General features: G+C 39.5%; 18 protein-coding genes and 1 tRNA gene. 2 read left to right on the plus strand and 17 right to left on the minus strand.

The features are described from left to right. Positions 1 to 78: 78 nt before the first annotated feature. The 16 genes from NU09_RS15650 to mraZ form a co-directional block, all read right to left on the minus strand. A complete protein-coding gene (locus tag NU09_RS15650; RefSeq protein WP_129752251.1) occupies positions 79 to 5496 on the minus strand; it encodes a choice-of-anchor L domain-containing protein in 5418 nt (1805 codons plus the stop codon). A 415-nt stretch (positions 5497 to 5911) separates the two neighbouring features. Continuing rightward, positions 5912 to 5985: transfer RNA gene (locus NU09_RS15655), tRNA-Arg, on the minus strand. Positions 5986 to 6034: 49 nt separating this feature from the next. Then, on the minus strand, positions 6035 to 6484 hold the full coding sequence (locus NU09_RS15660; RefSeq protein ID WP_129752252.1) for a GatB/YqeY domain-containing protein: 450 nt from the start codon (positions 6482 to 6484) through the stop codon (positions 6035 to 6037). A gap of 93 nt (positions 6485 to 6577) precedes the next feature. Then, positions 6578 to 8563, minus strand: coding sequence for a cell division protein FtsZ (gene ftsZ, locus NU09_RS15665; RefSeq protein ID WP_129752253.1), 1986 nt, complete (start codon positions 8561 to 8563; stop codon positions 6578 to 6580). A 13-nt stretch (positions 8564 to 8576) separates the two neighbouring features. Beyond that, a complete protein-coding gene (gene ftsA, locus NU09_RS15670) occupies positions 8577 to 9959 on the minus strand; it encodes a cell division protein FtsA (protein ID WP_129752254.1) in 1383 nt (460 codons plus the stop codon). Between the two features lie 3 nt (positions 9960 to 9962). Next, complete coding sequence (locus NU09_RS15675) at positions 9963 to 10685, minus strand: cell division protein FtsQ/DivIB (RefSeq protein WP_129752255.1); 723 nt, start codon at positions 10683 to 10685, stop codon at positions 9963 to 9965. Continuing rightward, positions 10672 to 12024 (minus strand): UDP-N-acetylmuramate--L-alanine ligase, encoded by a 1353-nt coding sequence (murC, locus tag NU09_RS15680; protein WP_129752256.1) that lies wholly within the window; start codon positions 12022 to 12024, stop codon positions 10672 to 10674. Before murC ends, NU09_RS15675 begins: the two co-directional genes overlap by 14 nt. A gap of 13 nt (positions 12025 to 12037) precedes the next feature. Continuing rightward, positions 12038 to 13129, minus strand: a complete 1092-nt coding sequence (murG, locus tag NU09_RS15685) for an undecaprenyldiphospho-muramoylpentapeptide beta-N-acetylglucosaminyltransferase (RefSeq protein WP_129752257.1) — start codon at positions 13127 to 13129, stop codon at positions 12038 to 12040. Between the two features lie 33 nt (positions 13130 to 13162). Continuing rightward, on the minus strand, positions 13163 to 14473 hold the full coding sequence (locus tag NU09_RS15690; RefSeq protein ID WP_129752258.1) for an FtsW/RodA/SpoVE family cell cycle protein: 1311 nt from the start codon (positions 14471 to 14473) through the stop codon (positions 13163 to 13165). Between the two features lie 34 nt (positions 14474 to 14507). Next, positions 14508 to 15839 carry a UDP-N-acetylmuramoyl-L-alanine--D-glutamate ligase gene (gene murD / locus NU09_RS15695; protein ID WP_129752259.1) on the minus strand — a complete coding sequence of 444 codons (1332 nt, stop codon included), beginning with the start codon at positions 15837 to 15839 and terminating at the stop codon, positions 14508 to 14510. 2 nt (positions 15840 to 15841) lie between these two features. Next, the gene (mraY, locus tag NU09_RS15700; RefSeq protein WP_129752260.1) at positions 15842 to 17068 is read right to left on the minus strand and encodes a phospho-N-acetylmuramoyl-pentapeptide-transferase; all 1227 of its coding nucleotides are present in this window, start codon (positions 17066 to 17068) and stop codon (positions 15842 to 15844) included. 9 nt (positions 17069 to 17077) lie between these two features. Then, a complete protein-coding gene (locus NU09_RS15705; RefSeq protein WP_165357706.1) occupies positions 17078 to 18541 on the minus strand; it encodes a UDP-N-acetylmuramoyl-L-alanyl-D-glutamate--2,6-diaminopimelate ligase in 1464 nt (487 codons plus the stop codon). After that, the gene (locus tag NU09_RS15710; RefSeq protein WP_129752262.1) at positions 18538 to 20547 is read right to left on the minus strand and encodes a penicillin-binding protein; all 2010 of its coding nucleotides are present in this window, start codon (positions 20545 to 20547) and stop codon (positions 18538 to 18540) included. Before NU09_RS15710 ends, NU09_RS15705 begins: the two co-directional genes overlap by 4 nt. Before the next feature lie 14 nt (positions 20548 to 20561). Then, positions 20562 to 20882, minus strand: a complete 321-nt coding sequence (locus tag NU09_RS15715; protein WP_129752263.1) for an FtsL-like putative cell division protein — start codon at positions 20880 to 20882, stop codon at positions 20562 to 20564. 3 nt (positions 20883 to 20885) lie between these two features. Next, positions 20886 to 21794, minus strand: coding sequence for a 16S rRNA (cytosine(1402)-N(4))-methyltransferase RsmH (rsmH, locus tag NU09_RS15720; protein ID WP_207209783.1), 909 nt, complete (start codon positions 21792 to 21794; stop codon positions 20886 to 20888). Then, on the minus strand, positions 21769 to 22242 hold the full coding sequence (mraZ, locus tag NU09_RS15725; RefSeq protein WP_129752264.1) for a division/cell wall cluster transcriptional repressor MraZ: 474 nt from the start codon (positions 22240 to 22242) through the stop codon (positions 21769 to 21771). Before mraZ ends, rsmH begins: the two co-directional genes overlap by 26 nt. A gap of 405 nt (positions 22243 to 22647) precedes the next feature. Between mraZ and NU09_RS15730 the strand changes: the two genes are divergently transcribed. Further along, positions 22648 to 23409, plus strand: a complete 762-nt coding sequence (locus NU09_RS15730) for an alpha/beta fold hydrolase (protein ID WP_129752265.1) — start codon at positions 22648 to 22650, stop codon at positions 23407 to 23409. 120 nt (positions 23410 to 23529) lie between these two features. Beyond that, positions 23530 to 24150, plus strand: a complete 621-nt coding sequence (gene yihA / locus NU09_RS15735; protein WP_129752266.1) for a ribosome biogenesis GTP-binding protein YihA/YsxC — start codon at positions 23530 to 23532, stop codon at positions 24148 to 24150. Here the strand turns inward: yihA and NU09_RS15740 are convergent, their stop codons facing one another. After that, on the minus strand, positions 24151 to 24615 hold the full coding sequence (locus tag NU09_RS15740; protein ID WP_129752267.1) for a GNAT family N-acetyltransferase: 465 nt from the start codon (positions 24613 to 24615) through the stop codon (positions 24151 to 24153). Positions 24616 to 24641: the final 26 nt, after the last annotated feature.

The following is a 24641-nucleotide window of genomic DNA, read 5'->3' on the forward strand; positions in this document are numbered from 1 at the left end:
CTTTTTTGTTAGGCAAAGGAAGGACCAGGAGCCCTTTTAAAAAAGGGTTCCTGAGTCTTGATTCCTTAAATTAGTTTATTAGTCTACCTCACGGTTGATGTAAACCCAACCTGTTCTATTGTCGCCATTAGCGCGCTCCATAGAATAGAAGTATGTTCCTGTAGGAAGTTCTTTTCCATGTTTGTCAAGTCCATACCACTCGTTAGTATAATCCGTTCTACTGTAAACCTCCTGACCATAACGGTTAAAGATGCTCAGTTTAGAAACGTTAAATCCGGTAAGATCAAACGCATCATTCATATCGTCACCATTTGGAGAGATACCACGAGGGATTAGACAGTTAGGGTTTTCAACTTCAAACTCGCCTAAGAAAGGACAACTTTCCTCATATCCGGAAGGAATTACAGTAACCTGATAAACACCAGCCATTGTTGCCACAACAGATGGATCAGATGAAACAGTAGCACCATTAGCATCTGTCCATTCAAATGTTACGTTATCTTCATTATACATTCCGTCAAGGAAGTTAACCTGTAGTAAAAATTCATTATTTATACAGTCTCCGGTAACCTCAAATTCAGGAGCCGGAACAACAGTTACGGTAAAGCTGCTCTCATCAGAACAGTCACCAAAATCAGCTGCTGCATCTGCATAAATATAAATAGTCTGACCTATAGCTATTTCAGTGCCTGCTGCAAGCATTTCGCCTGTAGCTCCAGGACCTGTATAGTAAGCATTGTTATCGCTAAGTGCCGGCAGTGTATATGCTCCACATGATGTAAAGTCTTCGATTACATCTGCAACAGGCATAGGCACTACTATTACCTCAATAGCTTCTGTATTAACACATCCGTTATTGTTTACGGTAACTTCATAGATACCACCTTCTGTAGCTGTAATACTGATTCCTGAATCAGGAAGACCTGCACCATCTAATGTCCAGCTAAATTCAACATCAGCAGGATCAAAATCAATCGGAGTTACTGTTATAGTACCTGCAGCACCCTCACAAATTGAGAAACTTTCGGTTACTGTAAACGTTGGCGGATTATCTTCCACAACAACATTAAACGGTTTTACCGCAACACATCCGGTAACAAGACCTTCAACTCTTGCAAATAATGGCTGACCAAACTGAACAGTGTTTGTAAACATCATATCTACAGCATTGGTCTCAGCCATAGCATCCTCTTCAGTAGGGTAATATGTAACTTCATAATCTGCAGCATTGAAACCTGCAAGAATTACTGCGTCGTTTTGAGACAAATCAAAAGTATCGAATCCTGAACTGTCACAAGCAAATAAATCTACAGCATCGTTAACTGAAGGGAAGTACTCTATAACTACAGAGTCATTTCCAATACAAGTTGACGCTAAGTATGTAGCACTAATAGTATAAGTACCCGGCTGTGTAACAACTATTGTAGAACCTGTATCCTCAAGCTCTGTCGCAACACCATCCTCATCTGTATAAGTCCATATAATATCATAATCTTCAGCATTTATGTTAGAATCTAACACATACTCCCCTCCTTCACATAATGCAGTACCGTTCTCAACAATTAAGTCGTCTCCAAGATTAATCTGACCAATATCAAACGGTCCGATGAATACAGCTGAGTCATAAGAACTATCATTTCTATCAGCAATTACAAGCTTAATATGATAAGTATGTCCCATTATAACATCAGCTTGAGCAGCCATTTGTACTGTATTACCATTATAGTTAATTGCAGCGGCCATATCTCCCTGTTCATAATAAGCATCAAAATAAGCTTCGTTAGCCGAACCACAACTACTGTTATATAGCTCATTTCTAATCGTTACAACCGATACCGGTATATCAGTTCCAGGTATAACAGCGAGATTTTCTGTCACCGGCGTTTCCGCATCCATATCAGTAAGGAAGAAAGCAAATGCATCAGAGAAATTACACTGGAAAGTTCCATACTCTTCAGATGCAAAAACAAATGGGAAACTGATATGGTTTGTTAACGGAACGAAATCAAATTCCAGCACAGTAGCATCATTATAACTCCATAAATCTGGATCAATTCCTGACTCAGTTATATAATTGAACAAATCAGTATCACCCGGCCAAAAACCATCTCCTAAGAAACCAGTATTAGGTCCAGGCGATTTCATAGCATCACCTGTTGAAAGTATAATCCCTTTATTTAGTGGGAAAGCAGATAAGCCTTTTTCAAACATAGCAATACCATTTTGACCTCCCCAATCGTTTGAAATACCGGTAGACCATGTAATATTATTTACTGTAGCACACTCTGAAGTTATTAGTATTTCGGTTACAAGTTCTTCTACAGAATAAGTTGTATTATCAGCTGTAATTGAAGCAGGAGTTACTACACATAAATCAAAAGAAGTTGGCGCTGACGGATTATCCAACCAATCAGTAAATACCTGAATATAGTATGTTTCTCCCGGAGTAAGGCCAGACACAGTTGCTGCGGTATTCCAATCACAATATACATCTGTTAGTGAAGTACAATCTTCACCTTCATAAACGGTCAGGTTATAAGAACCACCATTCATGTTAGTAAGTGAAATTGAGTGTGTAGCTTCAGTTGCAACAAATGAGTACCAAACATCATATGTTGGAGCCTGCCAGTTACAACTGGCCATTTGCCCTGAAGAAGTAGCACCTGTTAATGTTCCTGAAATTATCTCATCACAATCAATACCAGGGTTTACAGGTACAGGAACTGCTCCATCACAAAAATCATTTGAAATAGCTGTTGTAAATACAAACGGACCTGACCATGTACTGTAACCATCTTCTTCTCCACAATTAGCTCTTACATAGAATACATATGGAGTACCAGAAGTAAGCTCATCAGCTAAATAAGGGTTATCGTTTGTAACTTCTCCCGGCTCTGTTGGTGCCGGAGATCCGTAAGGTAAAACCCAAATTTCCCAAGTATCTGCAGATCCCATTTCATCCCAACCTAATAAAGCTGAGTTAAGCTGTAAGTCTGTAGCTGTTAAGTTTTGCGGTTTAGGGCATGGTGGAGGATCACAAGTTACAGGACCAGCAATAACAACAGTTCCCTGTGTTTGTGTACCCGGCAACATTGTATATACATCCTCTGCAAACGGACTGTATATTACAAGACCTTTATCATCAGGAGTCCATCCACCTACATTCCAGAACACCTCAATATCAACATCCGGACATAAAGGTATTTGTACTGTGCCTGAATAACCCCAGAAATCAGGATCTAATGTAGCCACAGGAACTCCTCCCTGAGATATTATCATTGTATTATCTTCCCAACCCCATCCATTTTCGCTGGTCATTTCAAATGTGAATAAACATTTTTCAGATTCATCACATACTTCAGTATTAAATGCATAAGGACCTGCCCAAGCACTGTTTTCAGTATCAGAACAAACGTATCTTACATAATATTCATAGTTTGTTGCAGGTTCTAAACCATCAGCAGTTACAGGATTAGTATCTGTAGGCTCGCCATCTGTAGCATCTGTAGGAGCAGGCTCTCCAGCCTCAACAATATAGTATTCCCACTGACCAGGATCTGTACCTAACCAACTTAGGTCTGCCGTAGTCATAGTTTCATTAGAAGTAGTAAGGCTTGTAGGAGGTATACAAAGTGGATTATCACAATCTACCATACCTGAATAAAGTAGCGTTCCTGATGAACCAGTACCAATTGGTTTTTCATACATAACCTGATTAAAAGAGTTTGTTATTGAAACACCAACCTGGTTACCCCATCCTCCTGCATTCCAAAATAGGTCTACAGGGATACCATTACATACCTGAACTTCAATTTCTATAGGTCCGGTACCATCTTCCCAAGTAAAATCAGGGCCTAGTACAGCAAGTACAACCCCGTTTTGAGAAACGTTCATTGTGTTATCATCAAAACCTCCCCACTGAGAAGTTAGTGTAAATGTTAGTGTACACTGATCTGCTACTTCACACACCATTGTATTAAAGTAGTATGGTCCTGCCCAGGCACTAAAAGTACCATCACCACAGTCTGCCCTTACATAATATTCATAAGGAGTAGACTGAGTTAAATCATCTACTGTAAAGTTTGTATTACTGTCTGCTGTTTCACCAGCGCCAGTTGGTACACCTGAACCCGGAGCCTGAACAACATATTCCCATGAGGTGGCACCACTTGGATTTGTCCATGATAAATCTGCGGTAGTAAGACCAATACTTGTTGTTGGTAAACCTACAGGCTTTTCACAGTGAACCTCCTGAATTACTAATGTGTAAGGAGTCACCTGCGGAAACGGACCCCAACTTGAAACTACAAAGTAATAAGTAGTCCCTGCAGTAACAGGGAAAAGAGGGATTTCTACAGGTGTCTCATCCCAAGGGAAGACACCGCCATCAAGACAGTTAACACCTATATCATCGCATGAATCATAAATAAATATGGCAGCATCGGATACTGCATCATAAAATTCTACACTTATAGTACCATCCGCAGTTGCTGTATAAGAATAAACTACATCATCTCCGTTAAGATACTCCTGCCAATCCCATTCTACACAGGTTAAACCCGGATTACCACTATAATCATTTCCATAGTTTGATGTGTTATCAGTGGTTGAGAAAGGAAGTGATGCTATTTCTAAAGGTGCATTACATGTATCACCTAAGCCCGGAGTGTTAAAATAGAATGGACCAGCCCATTCACTTTCATTCACACCTTCCTCACAAACAGCCTTTACAAAAAACTTGTACTGAGTATCTTCAAGAAGTACAGGATCGTATTCTGCCGTACCTGTAACAGTAACACCAGAACCTGTAGATGGCTCAGAAATCGGAAGAACTTCAACTTCCCACTGTGTAGCAGAACCCGCATCCCATGTTAAATGAGCCGAATTTAAAGTAGGGTTTTCAGCCAAAAGGTTTTCTGGTATCATACACTGTTCTGATACCGAAACATTATCAATTAACCAACGGTCACCATCATCACCAACCAAAACGAAAGCCAGACGCACAGTTGTACCCGGCGTCAAACCATCTAAAGGAAGTAATATCTCCGTATACTCCGTCTGTACAGGATTAATCTCATCCTCTTCCCATTCCATTACCTGAGTATAAGCCGCTAAGTTAGATGCATCAGGATCAGTAGTTACCATTATACGGTAAAGACTTCCGTCATCTCCTGGTATACCTAAACGGGAGAAAAATCGTAACTGTGGGTTTGCCGGAACAGTAAACGAAGGTGTCACCAACCAGTCCTGAGGAACCGGGTTTGTATCAGGAACGTTCTCTTTATCAACCATTGCTGAATAAGTTCCTTCATGAGCAGGAAACGGAAGTGCTGTTCCCCCTGGAGTTTGTGTCCAAAATTTAAGGTTTCCAGACCCGTTGTTGTAAATGCCCCATCCAGTAGGGGGCCATGTACCTTCAAACCCTTCCTGTGCAAGCTGCGAATATCCGCAAAGAGCACTAAAGAGCATGAAAAGCAATAGGGTAATTCTTTTCATATTAAATATTTTAGCAGTTTGTTTAACGTTTCGAAAATACTAAAAATATGAATCAGAAAAACTTAACGTTATTTATATTTTAATTTTTTTGTTAAAAAAAACAAAATTACATGCGTATGTTATATTTTTAATGCAGGCTTAAAATTCAAAACAATCTGTATACATTATTCGAAAAAGCTAAGTTTTTTTTACACTTTAACTAAAAATAAAACAACACCTCCTTACCATTAAAGTTTTTTAAGCGTTAAGTAATATTTAAAATATTATAAACAAAGCCCTAATTAATTACATTATTAATGATTTTCAACAATTAAAAAAAGAATTAATCAAAGAAAGAAAAATCCTTCAATAAAAGCTTATCCAGAAGATACAATAATAAAGCGCCATGAGTAAAGTTACTTATGACGCTTTATTGTGACCGCGGAGGGGTTCGAACCCCCAACCCTCAGAGCCGAAATCTGATATTCTATCCAGTTGAACTACGCGGCCTCTAAAGTTTGTCAGTTTTCAGAAAACCTATCAAACTCTAATTATTTTTTTATGCTAAAAGCCTTTTTACCACTGCAGATATTGTTTTACCATCCGCGCTACCGGCAAGCTCTTTTGAAGCAATACCCATGGTTTTACCCATATCAGCCATACCAGAGAAACCGTTAGCTTCAATTATCTGTTTAACTTTGGCTTCCACCTCTTCTTCGCTTAACTGAGCCGGAAGGAATTTCTCTATAACCGCTGCCTGTTCAATTTCAGGAGCAGCAAGGTCTTCCCTACCTTGTTGTGTATAGATGGCAGCACTGTCTTTTCTTTGCTTAACAAGTTTTTGAAGCAGCTTTATCTCTTCTTCCTCTGCTAATTCTTCTTTAGCACCACTTTCAGTCTGAGCCAGTAATAATGCCGATTTAATAGCACGTAGCGCCTCAAGGGTTACTGTATCTTTTGCCTTCATGGCTGTTTTCATGGCGTCCATGATTTGCGTTTGTAAACTCATAAGTACAGATTTTTAAAATATGAATGCGAATATAAAAAAATTAACCCGAAAGTATAAAGTGCTTTCGGGTTAAAGGATCACATTTGGGTTAGTTTAATCTACATTGTCGTGAAGGAAAGAATTGTTAGATCGTAACTGTAAGTCGTCGTTACTGTCTGTTCCTAATGAAAAGCGTGATTTACTGTTGTCAGGCTTTGATGCATTAAGATCTATTCCCATCCTTTTATAAGCAGGCTCTTTTTCAATTTCATCTATCCTTGCAGAACTGTTATGGAATTTATAATTAAACTCCTTCATTTTTCTTCTGCGCTCTTCTGCCCTTAACCTTAAGGTCTCATCTATAGTCATTTCAACCGGAGAAATATCAGCCTGGTTTGTTTCTGCCTTAACCGGCTCCTCCGATTTCTTAAATGTAATATTCAGCTCTTCGTCTACAGGCTCTTCTACCTTAGCAACCGGCTTAGAAGATAAAAGCTCATTCTCTTTTTCAAGATACTCTTCCAACGAATATCTTACAACACCAGTTTCGTTAAGCTCTGTCATAGGCACAACCTGTACAGCATCCTTAACCTTAATATCTTTAGTTTCATCATTAAGAGAGAACAAAGTTCTTTCTTCCCTTTTTACATTATCAGTTGTAAGGTCAAAAGAAAAGCTTATCTGCTCTTCTTTAGGAGCGATAACAAACTCCGGATCTACAACCTCTATTTCTCTGACATCTTTAATTACCGGTTCAAAAATCTCAGGTTCGAATTTTTTAGGCTCTTCTTTAACCGGAGAAACTATCTCAAAAAACACATCAAGATTGTTTATATAATCAGTAGTGGGGATAAGTCCGGCTTCTGCCTCAATCTTTGTTTCCGCAACCGGCTGTTGTATTTCCTCTTCCACTTCTTCTTCAAGCGTAAACACCACTTTCTCTTCCTCTACAGGAACCTCTGCCTTAACCTCAGGTTTTGGCTCTTCCTTAGCGGGTGAAGCAAAATCAAATGAAGATATTACTGATTTCTGACTCAGGTCGCTTACCAGTTTTTGCTCTTCTTCAAGTGCATGGATAATCTTTTTAGGCTCTGTATTAACAATTTCGTTTTGCTGCTCAACATTAAAGCCGGTAGCAATAATTGTAACCGCAATAGCCTCGCCTAAAGTCTCATCTTCACCAACACCCATAATGATGTTAGCATTAAATCCTGCTTCCGACTGGATATGGTCGTTAATTTCACCTATCTCATCAATAGTAATCTCATTAGTACCCGAAACGATTAGCAACAATACGTTTTTAGCACCTGTAATTTTATTATCGTTAAGAAGTGGCGAATCCAATGCATCTACAATAGCATCTTTTGCACGGCTTTCGCCTGTTGCTACTGCAGATCCCATTATAGCGGTACCACTGTTTGCCAATACTGTTTTGGCATCCTTAAGGTCAATATTCTGAGTATAGTGATGTGTAATAACCTCTGCAATACCTCTTGAAGCTGTCGCTAATACTTCGTCAGCTTTAGAGAAACCGGCTTTAAAGCCAAGGTTACCATACACTTCCCTTAATTTATTATTATTGATAACGATTAAAGAGTCAACCTGCTTTCGTAACCTTTCCACACCCTGAAGGGCCTGTTCAGAGCGTACTTTACCCTCAAACTGAAAAGGTATGGTTACAATACCCACAGTAAGTACATCTCTCTCTTTTGCCAGTTTAGCAATTACAGGAGCAGCACCTGTACCGGTACCACCGCCCATACCTGCCGTGATAAATACCATTTTGGTATTTGTATCCAGCATTTTTTCGATTTCCTCAATGCTCTCTAAAGCAGACTGCTGTCCAACTTCGGGATTTGCTCCCGCCCCAAGACCTTCGGTAAGACTAACTCCTAACTGTATCTTGTTTGGCACCGGACTGTTTTGAAGCGCCTGTGAGTCAGTATTACATACTACAAAATCTACTCCCTTGATTCCCTGCTTAAACATGTGGTTAATAGCGTTGCTACCGCCACCGCCTACACCAATTACCTTGATTACGTTTGATTGGTTTTTAGGTAAATCAAACGAAATACTTCCAAATTCTTCATTGCTCATCATAATCAATCGGGTTTTACTCTGCGTTATCTAAAAATTCTTTAATCCTATCTATATATTTATCAAAAAATGACCTCTTAACCTTTTTCTCGGTAGAGTCATCAATACTCTTTTCTTTTTCTACAGCTACTTCTTCCAGCTCTTCAACCGCTTCTGCAGTTCTGGCCTCTGTTTGCATTGGCTGATGCCTTACCGGCTCCGGCTGCCTCACCTCATTTACAGGTGTTGCACTCCTTGTGTTGTTTCTGATGCTGTTCATAACAAGCCCCACTGCCGTTGCATAAAGCGGACTTGATATTTCCTCATCAGAATTTCCGGCAAGGTGCTCGTTAGGGTAACCTATTCTGGTATCCATACCGGTAATGTACTCCACAAGCTGTTTTATATGCTTAAGCTGAGACCCACCTCCTGTTAGCACTATACCTGCTATCAGTTTTTTGCGCGGATCTTCATGACCGTAAGCCTTAATCTCTGCAAATACCTGCTCTATAATTTCCACTACTCTGGCATGGATAATTTTAGAAAGGTTTTTAAGCGAAATCTCTTTAGGCTCCCTGCCTCTCAGGCCCGGTATGGAAACAATTTCGTTATCCTTGTTTTCACCCGGCCAGGCCGAACCAAACTTCACTTTAAGCAGCTCTGCCTGTTTTTCTATAATAGAGCAGCCTTCTTTTATATCTTCTGTTATTACGTTTCCTCCAAATGGCACTACTGCTGTGTGGCGTATAATACCATCTTTAAATATGGCAAGGTCTGTTGTACCACCCCCTATATCAATAAGCGCTACACCTGCCTCTTTCTCTTCCTGGCTAAGCACCGCATCGGCCGAAGCAAGCGGCTCTAACGTTAACCCTGAAAGGTCAAGCCCTGAACTCTTAATACATCTGCCCACATTCCTGATTGACGAAGCCTGCCCTACCACTACATGAAAGCTGGCCTCAAGCCTGCCGCCATACATACCTATAGGCTCTTTTATCTCAGTTTGCCCGTCAATTTTAAATTCCTGAGGCAATACGTGGATAATTTCTTCACCCGGCAACATAGCCAGTTTGTGAACCTGATTAATTAAAAGATCAATATCTGCATCCCCAATCACTTCTTCAGGATTGCTCCTGCTAATGTAATCGCTGTGCTGAATGCTGCGAATGTGCTGGCCGGCAATACCCACCACCACATCATGTATTTTATATCCTGAATCAGCTTCGGCTTCCTGTACCGCCTGCTGTATCGACTGGATAGTTTGTGTAATATTATTAACAACTCCTCTGGCTACACCCAGGCTTTTGGATTTACCAACACCTAAAATCTCAAGTTTCCCATACTCATTTTTCTTGCCTATCATGGCAACAATCTTTGTTGTCCCGATATCTAAACCTACTGCAATGCTTTCTTTTTCCATATCCTATTTTTTGGCGCACACAACCTGTTGTGTAAATTTCAGATTTATCGTTTTGTAATTCTCAATCAATGTATCCCTTACTGCATTTTGAAAAAATGCCTTATAATTATTAAACTTCTTCTCTACATTTACCATCTTCCCGAAAAGTATCACATAACTATAATTTCGGCTCATCATTTTTAGCGATCCTGTAGGGGTAATCTCTATCCCAATGATATTCTTTCTTAAAAAATCATCGTCATATATATATTTTACTAACGAGTAAAGCTTAGTTTTATCAACGCCGTTAAGGGCTCCGTTTACTAACAAAACCCTAGCTGTTGAATTTTCGGATAGCGGCATTTCACTCCCCTTATAATCAATGTAATACGACTCTCCTCCTTCAAAAATCCTTGCAACTGGTACTCTTTGCTTAACAATTGCCTTTAGCTTGCCGTCTACTGTAGCGAACACCTCTGCATCATCAATCATAGGATTTGATTCGAGTCTTTTCTCCACGCTATTCAAATCTAATTTATCTTTCGTTATGCTCGTTACACTGTTAAAATTTTGTATCAACAACTTATTAACTTTATCAAGGGTAATAAACTCCTCATTATCCGCAAATTCAACATCGGCAGACACAAAATGCCTGCTTACGTTCCTTTTTGCAGAAAAGGAATAAAGGAAAATAACCACTACAGCGATTACAAAAAGCCTTATATTATCCCAGTTAATTCTTTTCATCAAGCACCTTTTTTATATCAGGAACCATCTCTCCTATATCTCCAGCTCCTATTGTAACAATCACAGAAGCATCTGTCATTTTCAAAAACGGAATCAGGTCCTTTTTTGAAATCAGTTTCTTGTTCGGATTATCAATTTTATCCAAAAGCCATTTTGAAGTTACTCCTTCAATAGGCAGTTCCCTTGCAGGATAAATATCCAGCAACACTATATTATCAAAAGCCGAAAGGCTTCGTGCAAATCCGTCTATAAAATCCCTCGTCCTGCTAAAAAGATGGGGCTGAAACACAGCCAGTACTTTCTTATCAGGATACAGTTCTGATACCGCCTGATGTACGGCATCAATTTCTGTTGGGTGATGTGCATAGTCGTCAATATAAATCAGGTTGTCCTTTTTAATTTGGTAAGAAAACCTTCTTTTTACTCCTTTAAAAGTTTCCAGTGCCGATTTGATATCATCATCGGACACGCCATAGGTCTTAGCCATAGCCAGTGCCATTAAAGCATTGGTTAGATTATGCCTGCCCGGAAGCGCAAACTTTATATCTCCTATTTTACCTTGCGGAGTCTCGGCATCAAAAATATACCATCCGTTTTCTATCCTTATGTTTACCGCATTGTAATCACTTCCGTTTTCGGCACCTACAGTCACCCCTTCAAGAGGCAGTCCTTTTGTTATAAAGAGTTTCTTTTTATCCTTAACCTTATCGGCAAATTCGGCAAACGATGCCTCAATAGCCGAACTGTCTCCATAAATATCCAAATGGTCGGCATCCATAGAGGTTACACAGGCCACATCAGGGTGCAGGTGTAAAAACGAACGGTCAAACTCATCAGCCTCAGCTACGGTTAACGTTTTACCCTCACCTACTATATTAGAATTATAATTCTCAACAATACCACCTAAAAATGCGGTTACATCTACTTTGCTCTGATACAGTATATGCCCCAGTATGCTTGATGTAGTTGTTTTACCATGTGTACCTGCAACAGCAAAGCAATAAGTCCCTTTAGTGATTATACCCAGTACTTCTGCTCTTTTTTTAACTACAAATCCATTTTTAAGGAAGTAGTTCCACTGAAAATGCTCCTTAGGCACTGCCGGTGTCACCACCACAAGCGTATTGCTTTTATTAAGGAACGGCAGGTCTATAAGCGCAATACTGTCTTCAAAATGTACACGTATTCCGTTTTTCTTAAGCTCATCGGTAAGATGCGTTGAAGTACGGTCGTACCCTGCCACATTTTTACCTATAGATTTAAAATAGCGGGCCAGGGCACTCATACCGATGCCTCCTATACCTATAAAATAAACGTTATGTATCTGGTTTAAATCCATATATACTTAAGCCCTACTTAATCAGTTTTATAATTTCTTCTACTATATCATTTGTGGCATTTGCCTTTGCCAGCTTTTTAATATTCTCACTCAGTTTTTGCTGTTTCCCTTCATTGGTTATCAAATCAGAGAACACATTTTGGAACTGGGTATCCAACTGTACTTCTTTTAAAAGCAGCGCACCATCCTTATCCACAATTGCCTGCGCATTCTTCGTCTGGTGATCTTCTGCCACATTAGGCGACGGTATAAATAACACCGGCTTGCCCACTATACAAAGTTCTGAAACCGATGATGCCCCTGAACGTGATATAACTACATCGGCAGCAGCATACACAAGACCCATCCTGTCTATAAATGACAGCACCTGAACCTGCTTATCATCTCCATAATGCCTGTATTCTTCATAATACAGTTTACCGCACTGCCATATTATCTGTACATCCTGAGCTAAAAGCCACGCCAGTTCTTTTGCAATAAGCTGGTTAATTCTTCTTGACCCAAGGCTTCCTCCCAAAACAAGCAATATTTTTTTGTTAGGATCTAACCCGAAATGAGCTACAGCTTCATCTCTTTTTCCGCTTACGTTTATCAAATCCTGTCTTACAGGATTTCCTGTAAATACAATTTTTGAAGCAGGAAAAAACCTGTCCAGATTATCGTAAGCCACACAAATGGCATCTGCTTTTTTAGACAGCCACTTATTCGTTATACCCGGAAAGGAGTTTTGCTCCTGTATTACCGTTGGCACTCCTAAAAACGACGCTGCCCTTAGTAAAGGTCCGCTGGCAAAACCACCTGTTCCTATTACCACATCAGGCTTAAACTGTCTTACTATATTTCTTGCCTTAAACAGGCTGTCAATCATTTTTACAGGCAACAGTGCATTATCCAGCGTTAGCTTTCTTTGTATACCTGCTATCCACAATCCTTTTATCTTGTAACCCGCCTGAGGAACCTTTTGCATTTCCATTTTATCTTTTGCTCCCACAAAAAGTATCTCACAATCAGGAAAACGGGATTTAAGCTCATTGGCAATAGCAATGGCAGGATAGATATGCCCTCCTGTGCCACCTCCACTCAATATGAATCTCTTTACTGCCATCACTATTTATCTTTTTAATCTTTGATCTCTTACTTATGGTTTACCCATTACTGCATGCATTGGGTTTTTCGTTCCATCCTCTATGGAAAAAGCAGCCGATGTTCGTTCTGCCTCTTCTTCTCTTTCCTTGCCTTCCTCTTCCAGATGCTTGTCTATCATTCGTTGCAGGGCTTCTTCACGCTCTTCTTTCTCCAGCCTTTCCTGCTCTATTTCTTCATCTTTCTTGGTTACGCTTAAAATAATGCCTACTGCTATACAGGTCATCCAGATAGAGCTACCTCCGCTACTGATAAGCGGTAAGGTTTGTCCTGTTACCGGAAGCAGTTCTACAGCAACTCCCATATTGATAAGTGCCTGAAAGATGATAGGAAAACCTAACCCCACAATGAGCAGCTTACCAAAGAGTGTCTTGGCCTTATGTGCCGATACCAGGAACCTGAAAAACAGCATTAGATACAGAAACAATACTCCTATCCCACCTATCAACCCGTACTCTTCAACGATAATCGCGAAGATAAAGTCGGACGATGACTGCGGTAGAAAGTTCTTCTGTACACTCTTACCTGGGCCTAATCCGTTAATCTTTCCTGTAGCGATTGCAATTTTTGCTTTCTCTATCTGGTAATCGTCTTCATTAGGCTTATCTGAAAAGAAGCTGTCAACCCTCGAAATCCAGGTATCAACCCTGTTAGGCATTGCATCTGGAAAAGCCTTTGCAAATACAACAAAGAACACCAACATAGCTACTCCCATACCTATTATAGTACCCAGATACCTTAACGGATATCTCCCCACAAATACCAGCATACAAACCATGCTGAATATAAGAGCCGTGGTAGAGAAGTTAGCCGGAAGTATTAGTGCAAGCACTATAAATACCGGAATCCACAATTCAATGAACGATGACTTAAAGGTTATTTCCTTATCCTCAATCTTAGCAAGGTACCTCGCCACATACACCATTAGCACTATAGATGCCAGTGCCGATGTTTGAAAGGTGACCCCAATAAAAGGTACTTTTATCCAGCGGCTGGCGTTAGCACCGTCTATAACAGTACCCTGAAAAAAGGTGTACACCAACAAGAGACCTACTATAGGCAATCCTATCTGGGATAGCCCCCTGTAGTAATGATAAGGCACTTTGTGAACAAAATAAATAAGCGCAAAGCCTATAAAAATGTGCACCAAATGCTTAACCAGATAACCTATAGTAGATCCTTTACCGATTACATACACAAGGTTTGCACTTGCGCTGAAAACCGGCATGAACGATATAAGGGCCAGTAGTACTACAAATGACCAGATACCTTTATCTCCCTTCAGGCTATTGATTAATTCTCTCATTACTCTTTGTTTTTGCCTTTACAAAAGGCAGGTTTTATAAATTCTGCACGGCTGCCTTAAACAGTTTTCCGCGTTCTTCATAATTCTCAAAAAGATCAAAACTTGCACATGCCGGAGAAAGCAATACTGTATCTCCTTTTTCTGCCAGGCTTTGTGCAATCTTTACCGCCTCGGTCATACTTGTGGTCTCAACCATCACGTCTACCACATTACTGAAGGCGTTCATTATTTTCTGATTATCCACACCAAGACATACAATAGCTTTTACCTTTTCTCTTACTAACTGCATAAGCTCATCGTAATCGTTACCTTTATCAACACCACCCACAATCCAAACTGTTGGTGTAGTCATACTGTCCAGCGCAAAAAACGTTGCATTGGTATTGGTCGCTTTAGAGTCGTTTATATACTGTACATTTTGTATTTTAAGTACTTTCTCCAAACGGTGCTCAACACCCTGAAAGTTGGAAAGACTCTCCCTAATCGTATCTTTCCTGATACGCATCAGCTGTGCTACTGCAGTTGCTGCCATAGCATTTTTTACATTGTGCTTTCCTTCTAATGATAATTCGTTTATCGGCATGGTAAATTCTTCTTTATTGATGGTTGAAATAATCTTATTCTCTTTTACATATACTCCCCCTTTAACTTCTTTTGTAAGTGAAAAAGGTATTTTTTTGGCTTTTATCTTATTCTTATCAAGCCACTTTTTAATCTCCTCGTCATCGGCGTCATAAATAAGGAAATCATCCTTAGTCTGGTTCATGGTAATCCTGAACTTTGCCTCTATATACAGGTCAAAATTATAATCGTACCTGTCTAAATGATCCGGGCTTATGTTTGTTATTACCGCTATATTAGGACTGTATGTTTCTATCCCGTCCAACTGGAAACTGCTTAGTTCAAGCACATAGCCTTCGTGTTTATTCTCTGCAACCTGCCAGGCAAAACTTTTACCTACATTTCCGGCAAGCCCCATATTTAATCCTCCCTGTTTAAGAAGGTAATGCGTTAACATTGTTGTGGTGGTCTTCCCGTTACTTCCCGTTATTCCCACGGTTTGCAAATCGATATATTTTGCTGCAAACTCAATTTCTGATATTACAGGAACACCTTTCTTTTTAAGCAGCTTTACTATGGGCGACTTATCAGGTATACCCGGGCTTTTCATTACAACATCGGCATTAAGGATAAGTTCCTCAGTATGCTTTTCCTCTTCCCATTCCAGTTTATTAAGTGCAAGAACTTCTTTATAGTTGTTTTTTATCTTTCCGAAATCAGACACAAATACCTCATATCCTTTTTTCTTTCCTAAGATTGCGGTACCTACACCGCTTTCTCCGCCACCTAATACTACTAACCTCATACTTACCTAAGTTTTAATGAAACCAGTGAGAATATTGCTAATAGTATCCCTACAATCCAGAAGCGCGCTACAATCTTACTTTCATGATACCCTTTCTTCTGGTAGTGATGGTGTAGTGGCGACATCAGGAAAATACGCCTGCCTTCCCCATACTTTTTCTTCGTGTATTTAAAGTAGCCCACCTGCAGTACTACCGACAGGTTTTCTGCTAAAAATATTCCGCATAAAACCGGTATAAGCAACTCTTTTCTAACCGCAATAGCCAGTACTGCTATTATACCGCCTATGGTAAGGCTTCCTGTGTCTCCCATAAATACAGATGCCGGATAGGTATTGTACCAAAGGAAACCGATAAGCGCCCCCACAAAGGCCGAAATAAACACCGTCATCTCTCCCGAGTTGGGGATGTACATTATATTGAGGTAATTGGAAAAAATGATATTACCCGAAACGAATGCAAATATCCCGAGGGTGAGTACCGCAATAGCCGATGTACCTGCCGCAAGCCCGTCTATACCATCGGTAAGGTTAGCTCCGTTAGATACCGCCGTAATGATGAATATCACCACAGGAATAAAAATCAGCCATGCATAGTTTTTATAGTTATCGCCTGTCCACGCAAGGATCTCGGCATAATCAAATTCATTATTTTTAAAGAATGGAATGGTAGTAGCCGTAGATTTCTCTTCACGAGGTCCTGCATTAGAAGCCATTTGTTCTGTACTGTAAATATTTACTTTAGAAGTATCTGTCCTTACAGTTACTGCCGGATGGAAATAAAGTATATAACCTACTATAAGTCCAAGACCTACCTGGCCAACTACTTTAAACCTTCCTTTAAGACCTTCTTTATCTTTCTTGAATATTTTAATATAATCGTCTATAAAGCCGATAGTACCCATCCAAAGTGTGGTAACTATAAGCAGCATTACATAGATATTATCAAGCTTTGCCAAAAGGATTACAGGAATAAGGGTAGCCATGATAATGATAAGCCCTCCCATCGTTGGCGTGCCTGCTTTTTGTGCCTGGCCTTCAAGACCAAGCTCACGAACAGTTTCACCTATTTGCTGTCTTCTCAGGAAGTTGATAATCTTTTTACCAAAAACAGTAGAGATAAGCAGCGACAGTATAACTGCCATACCCGAACGGAAAGTGATATACTGAAATACCCCCGCTCCCGGTACATTAAGATGTTTATCTAAATAGTCAAATAAATAGTATAGCATACTTATCGCTTATTTGTTTAGTTCTTTTAAAATTTCCTTTACTGTTTTCATATCATCAAAATCATGACGAACGCCATTTATCTCCTGATAGGTTTCATGGCCTTTTCCCGCTATAAGAATGATGTCGTTAGGGTTGGCAAGCTGGCAGGCAATTTTTATAGCCTGTTTCCTGTCTACAACCGCAAGGGTCTTTTTATAATTATGAGGCTCTACACCTTTTTCCATATCCTCAATAATCGCTTCCGGCACTTCACTCCTTGGGTTATCCGAAGTAAAAATGGCTTTGTCACTCATTGCCGAAGCTATGTTTGCCATTACCGGGCGCTTCATCTTATCTCTGTCACCTCCGCAACCCACAACAGTTATAAGCTGTTCGTTACGGGTTCTTATATCTTCAATCGTTTTTAGAACATTTTCAAGCGCATCAGGCGTGTGGGCATAATCTACAATAGCTGTTATTTTAGAATCAGACACCACAAACTGGAACCTACCTGAGACACTTTCCAACTCACTCATAAGGCGAAGCACTTCTATTTCCTCTAGCCCTAAGTTGATAGCCGCAGCATAAATTGCCAAAAGGTTATAAGCATTAAATGTTCCTATAAGCTTAACCCATACTTCCTGCTCATTTATTTTAAGTAACAATCCTGTAAACTGGCTTTCCAGTATCTGTGCCCTGTAATCGGCATAGGTTTTTAAGGCATAAGTAAGCTTTTTTGCTACCGTATTCTGCAGCATTACCAAACCGTTCTTATCGTCTATATTGGTAAGTGCAAAAGCCGATTTAGGAAGCTTATCAAAAAAGGACTTCTTAACATCCCTGTATTCGCTAAACGAACTATGATAATCAAGATGATCGTGAGAAAGGTTTGTAAAAATCCCACCAACAAACTCAAGCCCCTCAGTTCTCTTTTGGTGAATCCCGTGTGAGCTCACTTCCATAAAGCAGTATTCAACACCTGCTTCCTCCATTTCCTTTAAATACCTGTTTATGGTAAGAGAATCAGGAGTGGTATGTGTCGCCTTATATTCTTTATCGTTAACCAGTATTTTAACTGTAGAAAGTAATCCGGCCTTATATCCAGCTTTTTTAAACAGCTGATACAGTAATGTGGCAATAGTGGTTTTACCGTTAGTACCGGTAATACCTACCAGCTTAACATTATGCGACGGATTACCATAATAATTAGCCGCCATAAAAGCCAGTGCCTTGTTGGCTTTTTTAACCAGCACATAAGTAACATTTCCTATAAGCTCATCAGGAATCTCTTCGCAAACTATTGCTACAGCTCCCTGACTTATTGCCTTATCTATATACTCATGCCCATCTGAAACCGTTCCTTTTATGGCTACAAAAACATCTCCCTTGCCTACCAGACGGGAGTCGAACTCTATTTTGTTTACAGAAATATCCGTAGAACCCTTTACGGCTTCAATAGAGGTTTTGTATAATATGTCTTTTAATACCATCACGACGATAATTCCAGTATTATGGTTTGATCTTTAACATATGGCTGTCCCGGAGCCACCGATTGTTTTTTTACTTTTCCTGTGCCAATTACCTTAACCTTAAGCCCCATATTACCTAAAAGGGCTACGGCATCCATACCACTCATACCAAGTGTATTAGGTATTGACTTATATTCTGTTTGCGCCTTAGTATAATAAGATGCATACAAATCTTCCTGTTTTTTAACCTGTCTGTCAAGGTTATCAATCTGGTTTGTGGAAGGCACATCGGTAAATATCTTTTGTGCTATCCTTTTAAATACAGGCCCGGACACATCGGCTCCGTAATAACCCTTATTGATACTTGGCCTGTGTATTATCACTATGCAGGAATATTTAGGGTTATCTGCAGGGAAATAACCTGCAAATGATGATGAATAATACATTCCGTCATCTCTACCCTTACCCTTACCATAGTTAACCTGTGCGGTACCTGTTTTTCCTGCCATGGAGAAATCTTTTGAATACAGTTTTGAACCTGTACCCTTTTTTACCACATTTTCAAGAACCGCTTTTACCTTATCTATTGTCTCCTGAGAGCATATCTTAGGGTTTATTACTTCTTTATCAAACTTCTTTATGGTCTTGTTCCACTCTTTTATTTCCTGAACAAAAAGCGGCCTTACCATTTCGCCGTCATTAGCTACTGCATTATAAAGAGCTAGTGTTTGTAATGGCGTCATAGAGACTTCATAACCAAATGCCATCCAGGGAAGTGATAATCCCGACCAGGACTTATCTCCCGGTTGCGGTATTTTTGGCCTCCCCTCACCCTTAATACATACCCCAAGCCTTTTGTTTAACCCAAAACTGTTAAGATGATCTACAAACTGTTGCGGGTTATCTTTATAATTATCATAAATAGCCTGTGCCATTACTGTATTGGACGATAACTCAAATCCTCTTGCCAGCGTTATTTTTCCATAACCACCTTTATGGGAGTCACGTACTTTTCTTTTATAATAGGTTACCACACCATCGTGGGTATCATATACCTGACTCGTATCTACTTTTTTATCTTCAAGCAGCGAAATCAAACCTGCAAGCTTAAATGTAGAGCCCGGCTCCTGCGATTCGCCCACCGCATAGTTTACTGTTTCGTAGTAAGAACCATCACTGGCCCTGCCTAAGTTAGATATCGCCCTAACATAACCGGTCTTGGTTTCCATTACCACCACACAACCGTGATCTGCCTCATAGTATTCCAACTGCTTAAGCAGTGCGTGGTGCGCTATATCCTGTATGTACACATCTATTGTAGACACAATATCACAACCATCTATAGGCTCTATCTCATTTTCATCACTTATCGGCTTCCACTGGCTTTTTGCAATCTTCTGCATCATCTGCCTTCCATCCTTACCATCAAGATATTCTGCAAAAGCACCTTCTATACCTACTTCACGTTCATTACCATGATGATCCAGCCTGTCATATCCAATAGTCCTTTTTGCAATCTTTCCTATAGGATGCTCCCTAATGGTACGCTGCTCAGTAATAATACCTCCCTTGTAAGCCCCTTTATTAAAAAGCGGAAAGCTTTTAAGACGCATATACTCTGTATAACTAAGGCCTTTTGCAATAAACAGATACCTGTTTTTATTATTACGTGCCCTTTTTAGCTTCTCATAATAGAAGGATGACGAATTCCCGAACATTACCGAAAGTGAATCTGCCAACGGACGAATATTTTCATTAAAATCAGTAAGCTTAGGCGCCAACGCATCAAACCTTATATCATAATTAGGTATAGATGTAGCTAAAAGACTTCCGTCAGACGAATACACATTACCCCTGTTTGCCGGTATGGTAATTTCCCTAACTGTACGCTCTTTAGCCAGTTCGCGGTAATATTCCCCTTCTACCCACTGTATATTGGTAAGCTTTACAACTACAAGAATAGCCATCACAAAAATTGCGAAGGCTACCAGGTATATTCTGTAAGAGATATGTTTGTCTTTATTACCCATCTCCTTTTGTTGTATTACTCTTCCGTTTTGTAAACTTTTATTTTCTTTGGCGGAACTGATGACGGGTAAATCCCTCTCAACTCCATTTTTTTAGAAACTGTGGATTCCATTTTCAACTCCATCAGTTCCGAGCGCATATCTACAAATTCCGAACGCAGCTCTTTAACCTCATCTTTCAGATCAGCAATCCTGTACAGTTTTTGTATGTAATTGTGTCCGTTTGCAATCATCAGCATAGCCACCAGAATGAGGTACACTATAAAGAGCCAGTTTTTCATAGACCCTTCATCTACCAGATATTTCGCTTTTAATAAACTATATACCCCGCCTTTCATACCTTATACTTTTTCTGCTATCCTCAGCTTTGCACTTCTTGCCCTGTTATTTATTTCAATCTCTTCTTCCGTAGGCACTATAAGCTTTCCTATTGCCTTGAAAGGAACTTCAAAATTCCCGAACATATCACGCTCAGGCTCTCCCTCAAACATTCCGTTTCTTATAAAGCGTTTAACCAACCTGTCTTCCAGCGAGTGGTATGAAATCACACTCAGTCTCCCACCCGGTTTAAGCACCTCTAAGGTTTGCTCTAAAAACTCCTTCAGCACATCTATCTCCTCATTCACCTCAATACGTATAGCCTGATAAATTTGCGCCAGTATCTTATTGCTTTTATGAGCCGGCAAAAATCGACCTAATACCTTTTTAAGTTCATCGGTACTTTTTATCGGATTTTCCTTTCTGGCATTTACTATAGTATTTGCCAATGCACCTCCGTTTTTAAGCTCACCGTACTCGAAGAACATTTTTCTAAGTTGCTGCTCATCATATTCATTCACCACATTATAGGCGCTTATCGCTCCTTTCTGATTCATCCTCATATCCAACCCGGCATCAAAACGGGTAGAAAAACCACGCTCTGCCACATCAAACTGATGAGAAGAAACGCCAAAATCTCCAAGAACACCATCTACCTCCTTAATACCATAAAACCTCAGGTATCTTTTTAAGAATCTGAAGTTTTCAGGAATCAGTGTAAACCTGTCATCCTTTATTATATTAGCCTGAGCATCCTCATCTTGATCAAAAGCGAACAGCTTTCCCTTTGGCCCGAGCCTCCTCATTATCTCCCTGGAGTGCCCACCACCACCAAAGGTGACATCCACATACACTCCGTCCGGTTTTATATCGAGTCCGTCCACAGTTTCTTTAAGCAAAACCGGATTATGATATTCCATCGTCATCATCATTTAAATTCCCCATTACTTCTTCTGCAAGATCAGCAAAATCAAGAGCCGTGTCGTCTATTGATTTTTCATACTTATCTTTGTCCCAAATCTCCACAATGTTAACCGCCGAAGAAAGAACAATCTCCTTATCAATACCCGCAAAACCAACAAGGTCTTTTGATATCAATAATCTTCCGGCAGCATCTATCTCCACGACTTTAACTCCGGCAGTAAACCTTCTGATAAAATCATTATTCTTCTTCACAAAACGATTCAGCTTATTTATTTTCTGCATCATTTTATTCCATTCTTCCATTGGATACAATTCAAGACATGGCTGAAAAACCGAACGTTTTAAAACAAAACCATCTTCAAGACCGGCATGCAATTGCTTCTTCAAAGAAGCAGGAATCATCAGCCTCCCCTTCGAATCTACCTTACATTCATATGTCCCTACAATGGTATTCAAGCAGTTACGTTTTGGATTGTTTTATAGCAAATATATGGAAATATTTACCACTTATTACCACTTTATACCACTTTGTTAATAAGTTTTACCCACTTTACAACCACCACGGGAAAATTAAGTCAGTAAGCTGATTTATAATGTTTAAATAAATTTTAGCTTTTAGAAAAATATGCTGAGAATATTTTAATTTTTTAAGATAACTTAACATTCAGAATGAAAAAATTTAAAAATCTGAAAAAAGAATAAGTTTTTAACATTTTCAATTCAAAATCAAGCAGTTATGTAGTAAAAATAGCACAAACAAAAGCTTCCCTGTAAAATATGCCTGCATAGCAAAAAATTAGTCTCATATATTACCTATAATATTATATATTTGTGCATATTTGAAATTGTTACAAATCTAACATGCATACCACCAACAAAGAAGGTAAATACAGTTATTTTGAAGCCGGTGAAGGCACCCCTATCATTATACTACACGGACTTATGGGAGGCCTTAGTAATTTTGACGGTGTTGCAAAATACTTCCCTAAGGAAGGCTATAAAGTTGTTATTCCTGAATTACCCATATACACACAAAGCATTTTAAAGACCAATGTAAAAGCCTTTGCAAAATGGGTAAAGGACTTTATTACGTTTATGGGATTTGAGAGGGTAATATTGCTGGGCAACTCTTTAGGAGGCCACATTGCACTTTACCATACCAAAATGTATCCTGAAAAAATGCTTGGTCTTATTATAACAGGAAGCTCTGGTCTTTATGAAAGTGCTATGGGCGACAGTTACCCGAGAAGAGGCGACTACGATTATATTAAAAAGAAAGCCGAAGACGTATTTTATGACCCTGCGGTTGCCACTAAAGAAATTGTAGACGAGGTTTTCCAAACGGCAAACGACAGGCTTAAGCTGATAAAAACATTAACCATAGCCAAAAGCGCCATTAGGCATAATATGGCTGCCGACTTACCTAAGATGCACGTACCTACCTGTATTATCTGGGGAAAGAACGACAAGGTTACACCTCCTGAGGTTGCAGAAGAGTTCCATTCATTATTACCAAACTCTGAGCTATACTGGATAGACAAATGCGGACATGCCGCTATGATGGAGCACCCGGACGAGTTTAACAGGTTAATGCACGAATGGCTTAAAAAAGCCTCCATTTAAGTAAACAAGATAATAACCGGACAGTCCCGGACTTAATATAAGCCACGAATTACACCCGTTCACTTATTTATATTTAAATTTGTGAAGTTTTGTGTAATTCGTGGCTAAAAAATTTTAAAAATGAAGATAGATACTGCCGAATTTGTTATCAGTAACTCCGATGTAAGCAAATGCCCTAAGGAACCCCTTCCTGAATATGCTTTTATAGGAAGGTCTAATGTTGGGAAATCATCACTGATAAACATGCTTACCAACAACAAGAATTTGGCAAAGACTTCAGGCAAGCCCGGAAAAACACAACTAATAAACCATTTTAAAATAAACAGCAACTGGTTTTTAGTGGATTTACCCGGATATGGTTACGCTAAGGTATCTAAGAAGACCAAACAGACTTTCCAAAAGTTCATTACCGAATATTTTGAAAAGCGCGAACAACTTGTTTGTGCATTTGTACTTGTGGATATAAGACTTGAAGCCCAAAAGATAGATCTTGAATTCATTAATTACCTGGGAGAAACACAAGTGCCTTTTTGCATCATATTCACAAAAGCCGACAAAATAAGCCGTGGTAAGATAGAACAGCATATTGCCGCTTACAGAAAACAGCTGTTGGCAAACAACTGGGAAGAAATGCCTGATTATTTTGTAACCTCATCTACCGAAGGTACAGGCCGTGACACATTATTACAATATATAGACGATGTAAACCAGTCTATTTTCAGTAATAACGACTTTATATAACTACAGGAACTTTTCCATAAAATAATTGATAAGCGTCTGTCCGTTGCGCTCTACCCTTTGTTCTTTTAGAACAGTATAGCCATGCTTTTCAAAAAAAGGTCTTGCCGTTATTGATGCTGCTACGGTTACCCTTTGCATATTCGCATCCAGGGCATGCTTTTCTATTTTCTCTTTAATAAGAGTTGCAATCCCCTGTCCCTGATGATCTTTATGCACAAAAAGATGATCAAAATACCCTGTAGCATCTATATCACCAAAACCTTTAATAACACCTTCCTTTTCTACAATAATGGTATAGTTTTGAGAAAGTATCCTGTTCCATCGTTCAAAATCTAAATCGGCAGGTGCCCATGCGTCGAGCTGTTCAGTAGTATAATCTTTTTTATTTACCGAATGTACAGTGTTATAAAAAAGGCTCACTACCTCGTTACAATCTTCCTGCTTATATAAACGTATTCTATACATAAATAAAAAAAGCGGCCTAGGCCGCT

This window comes from Flavobacterium beibuense (genome assembly GCF_004151245.1).
Lineage (GTDB): Bacteria > Bacteroidota > Bacteroidia > Flavobacteriales > Flavobacteriaceae > Flavobacterium > Flavobacterium beibuense_A.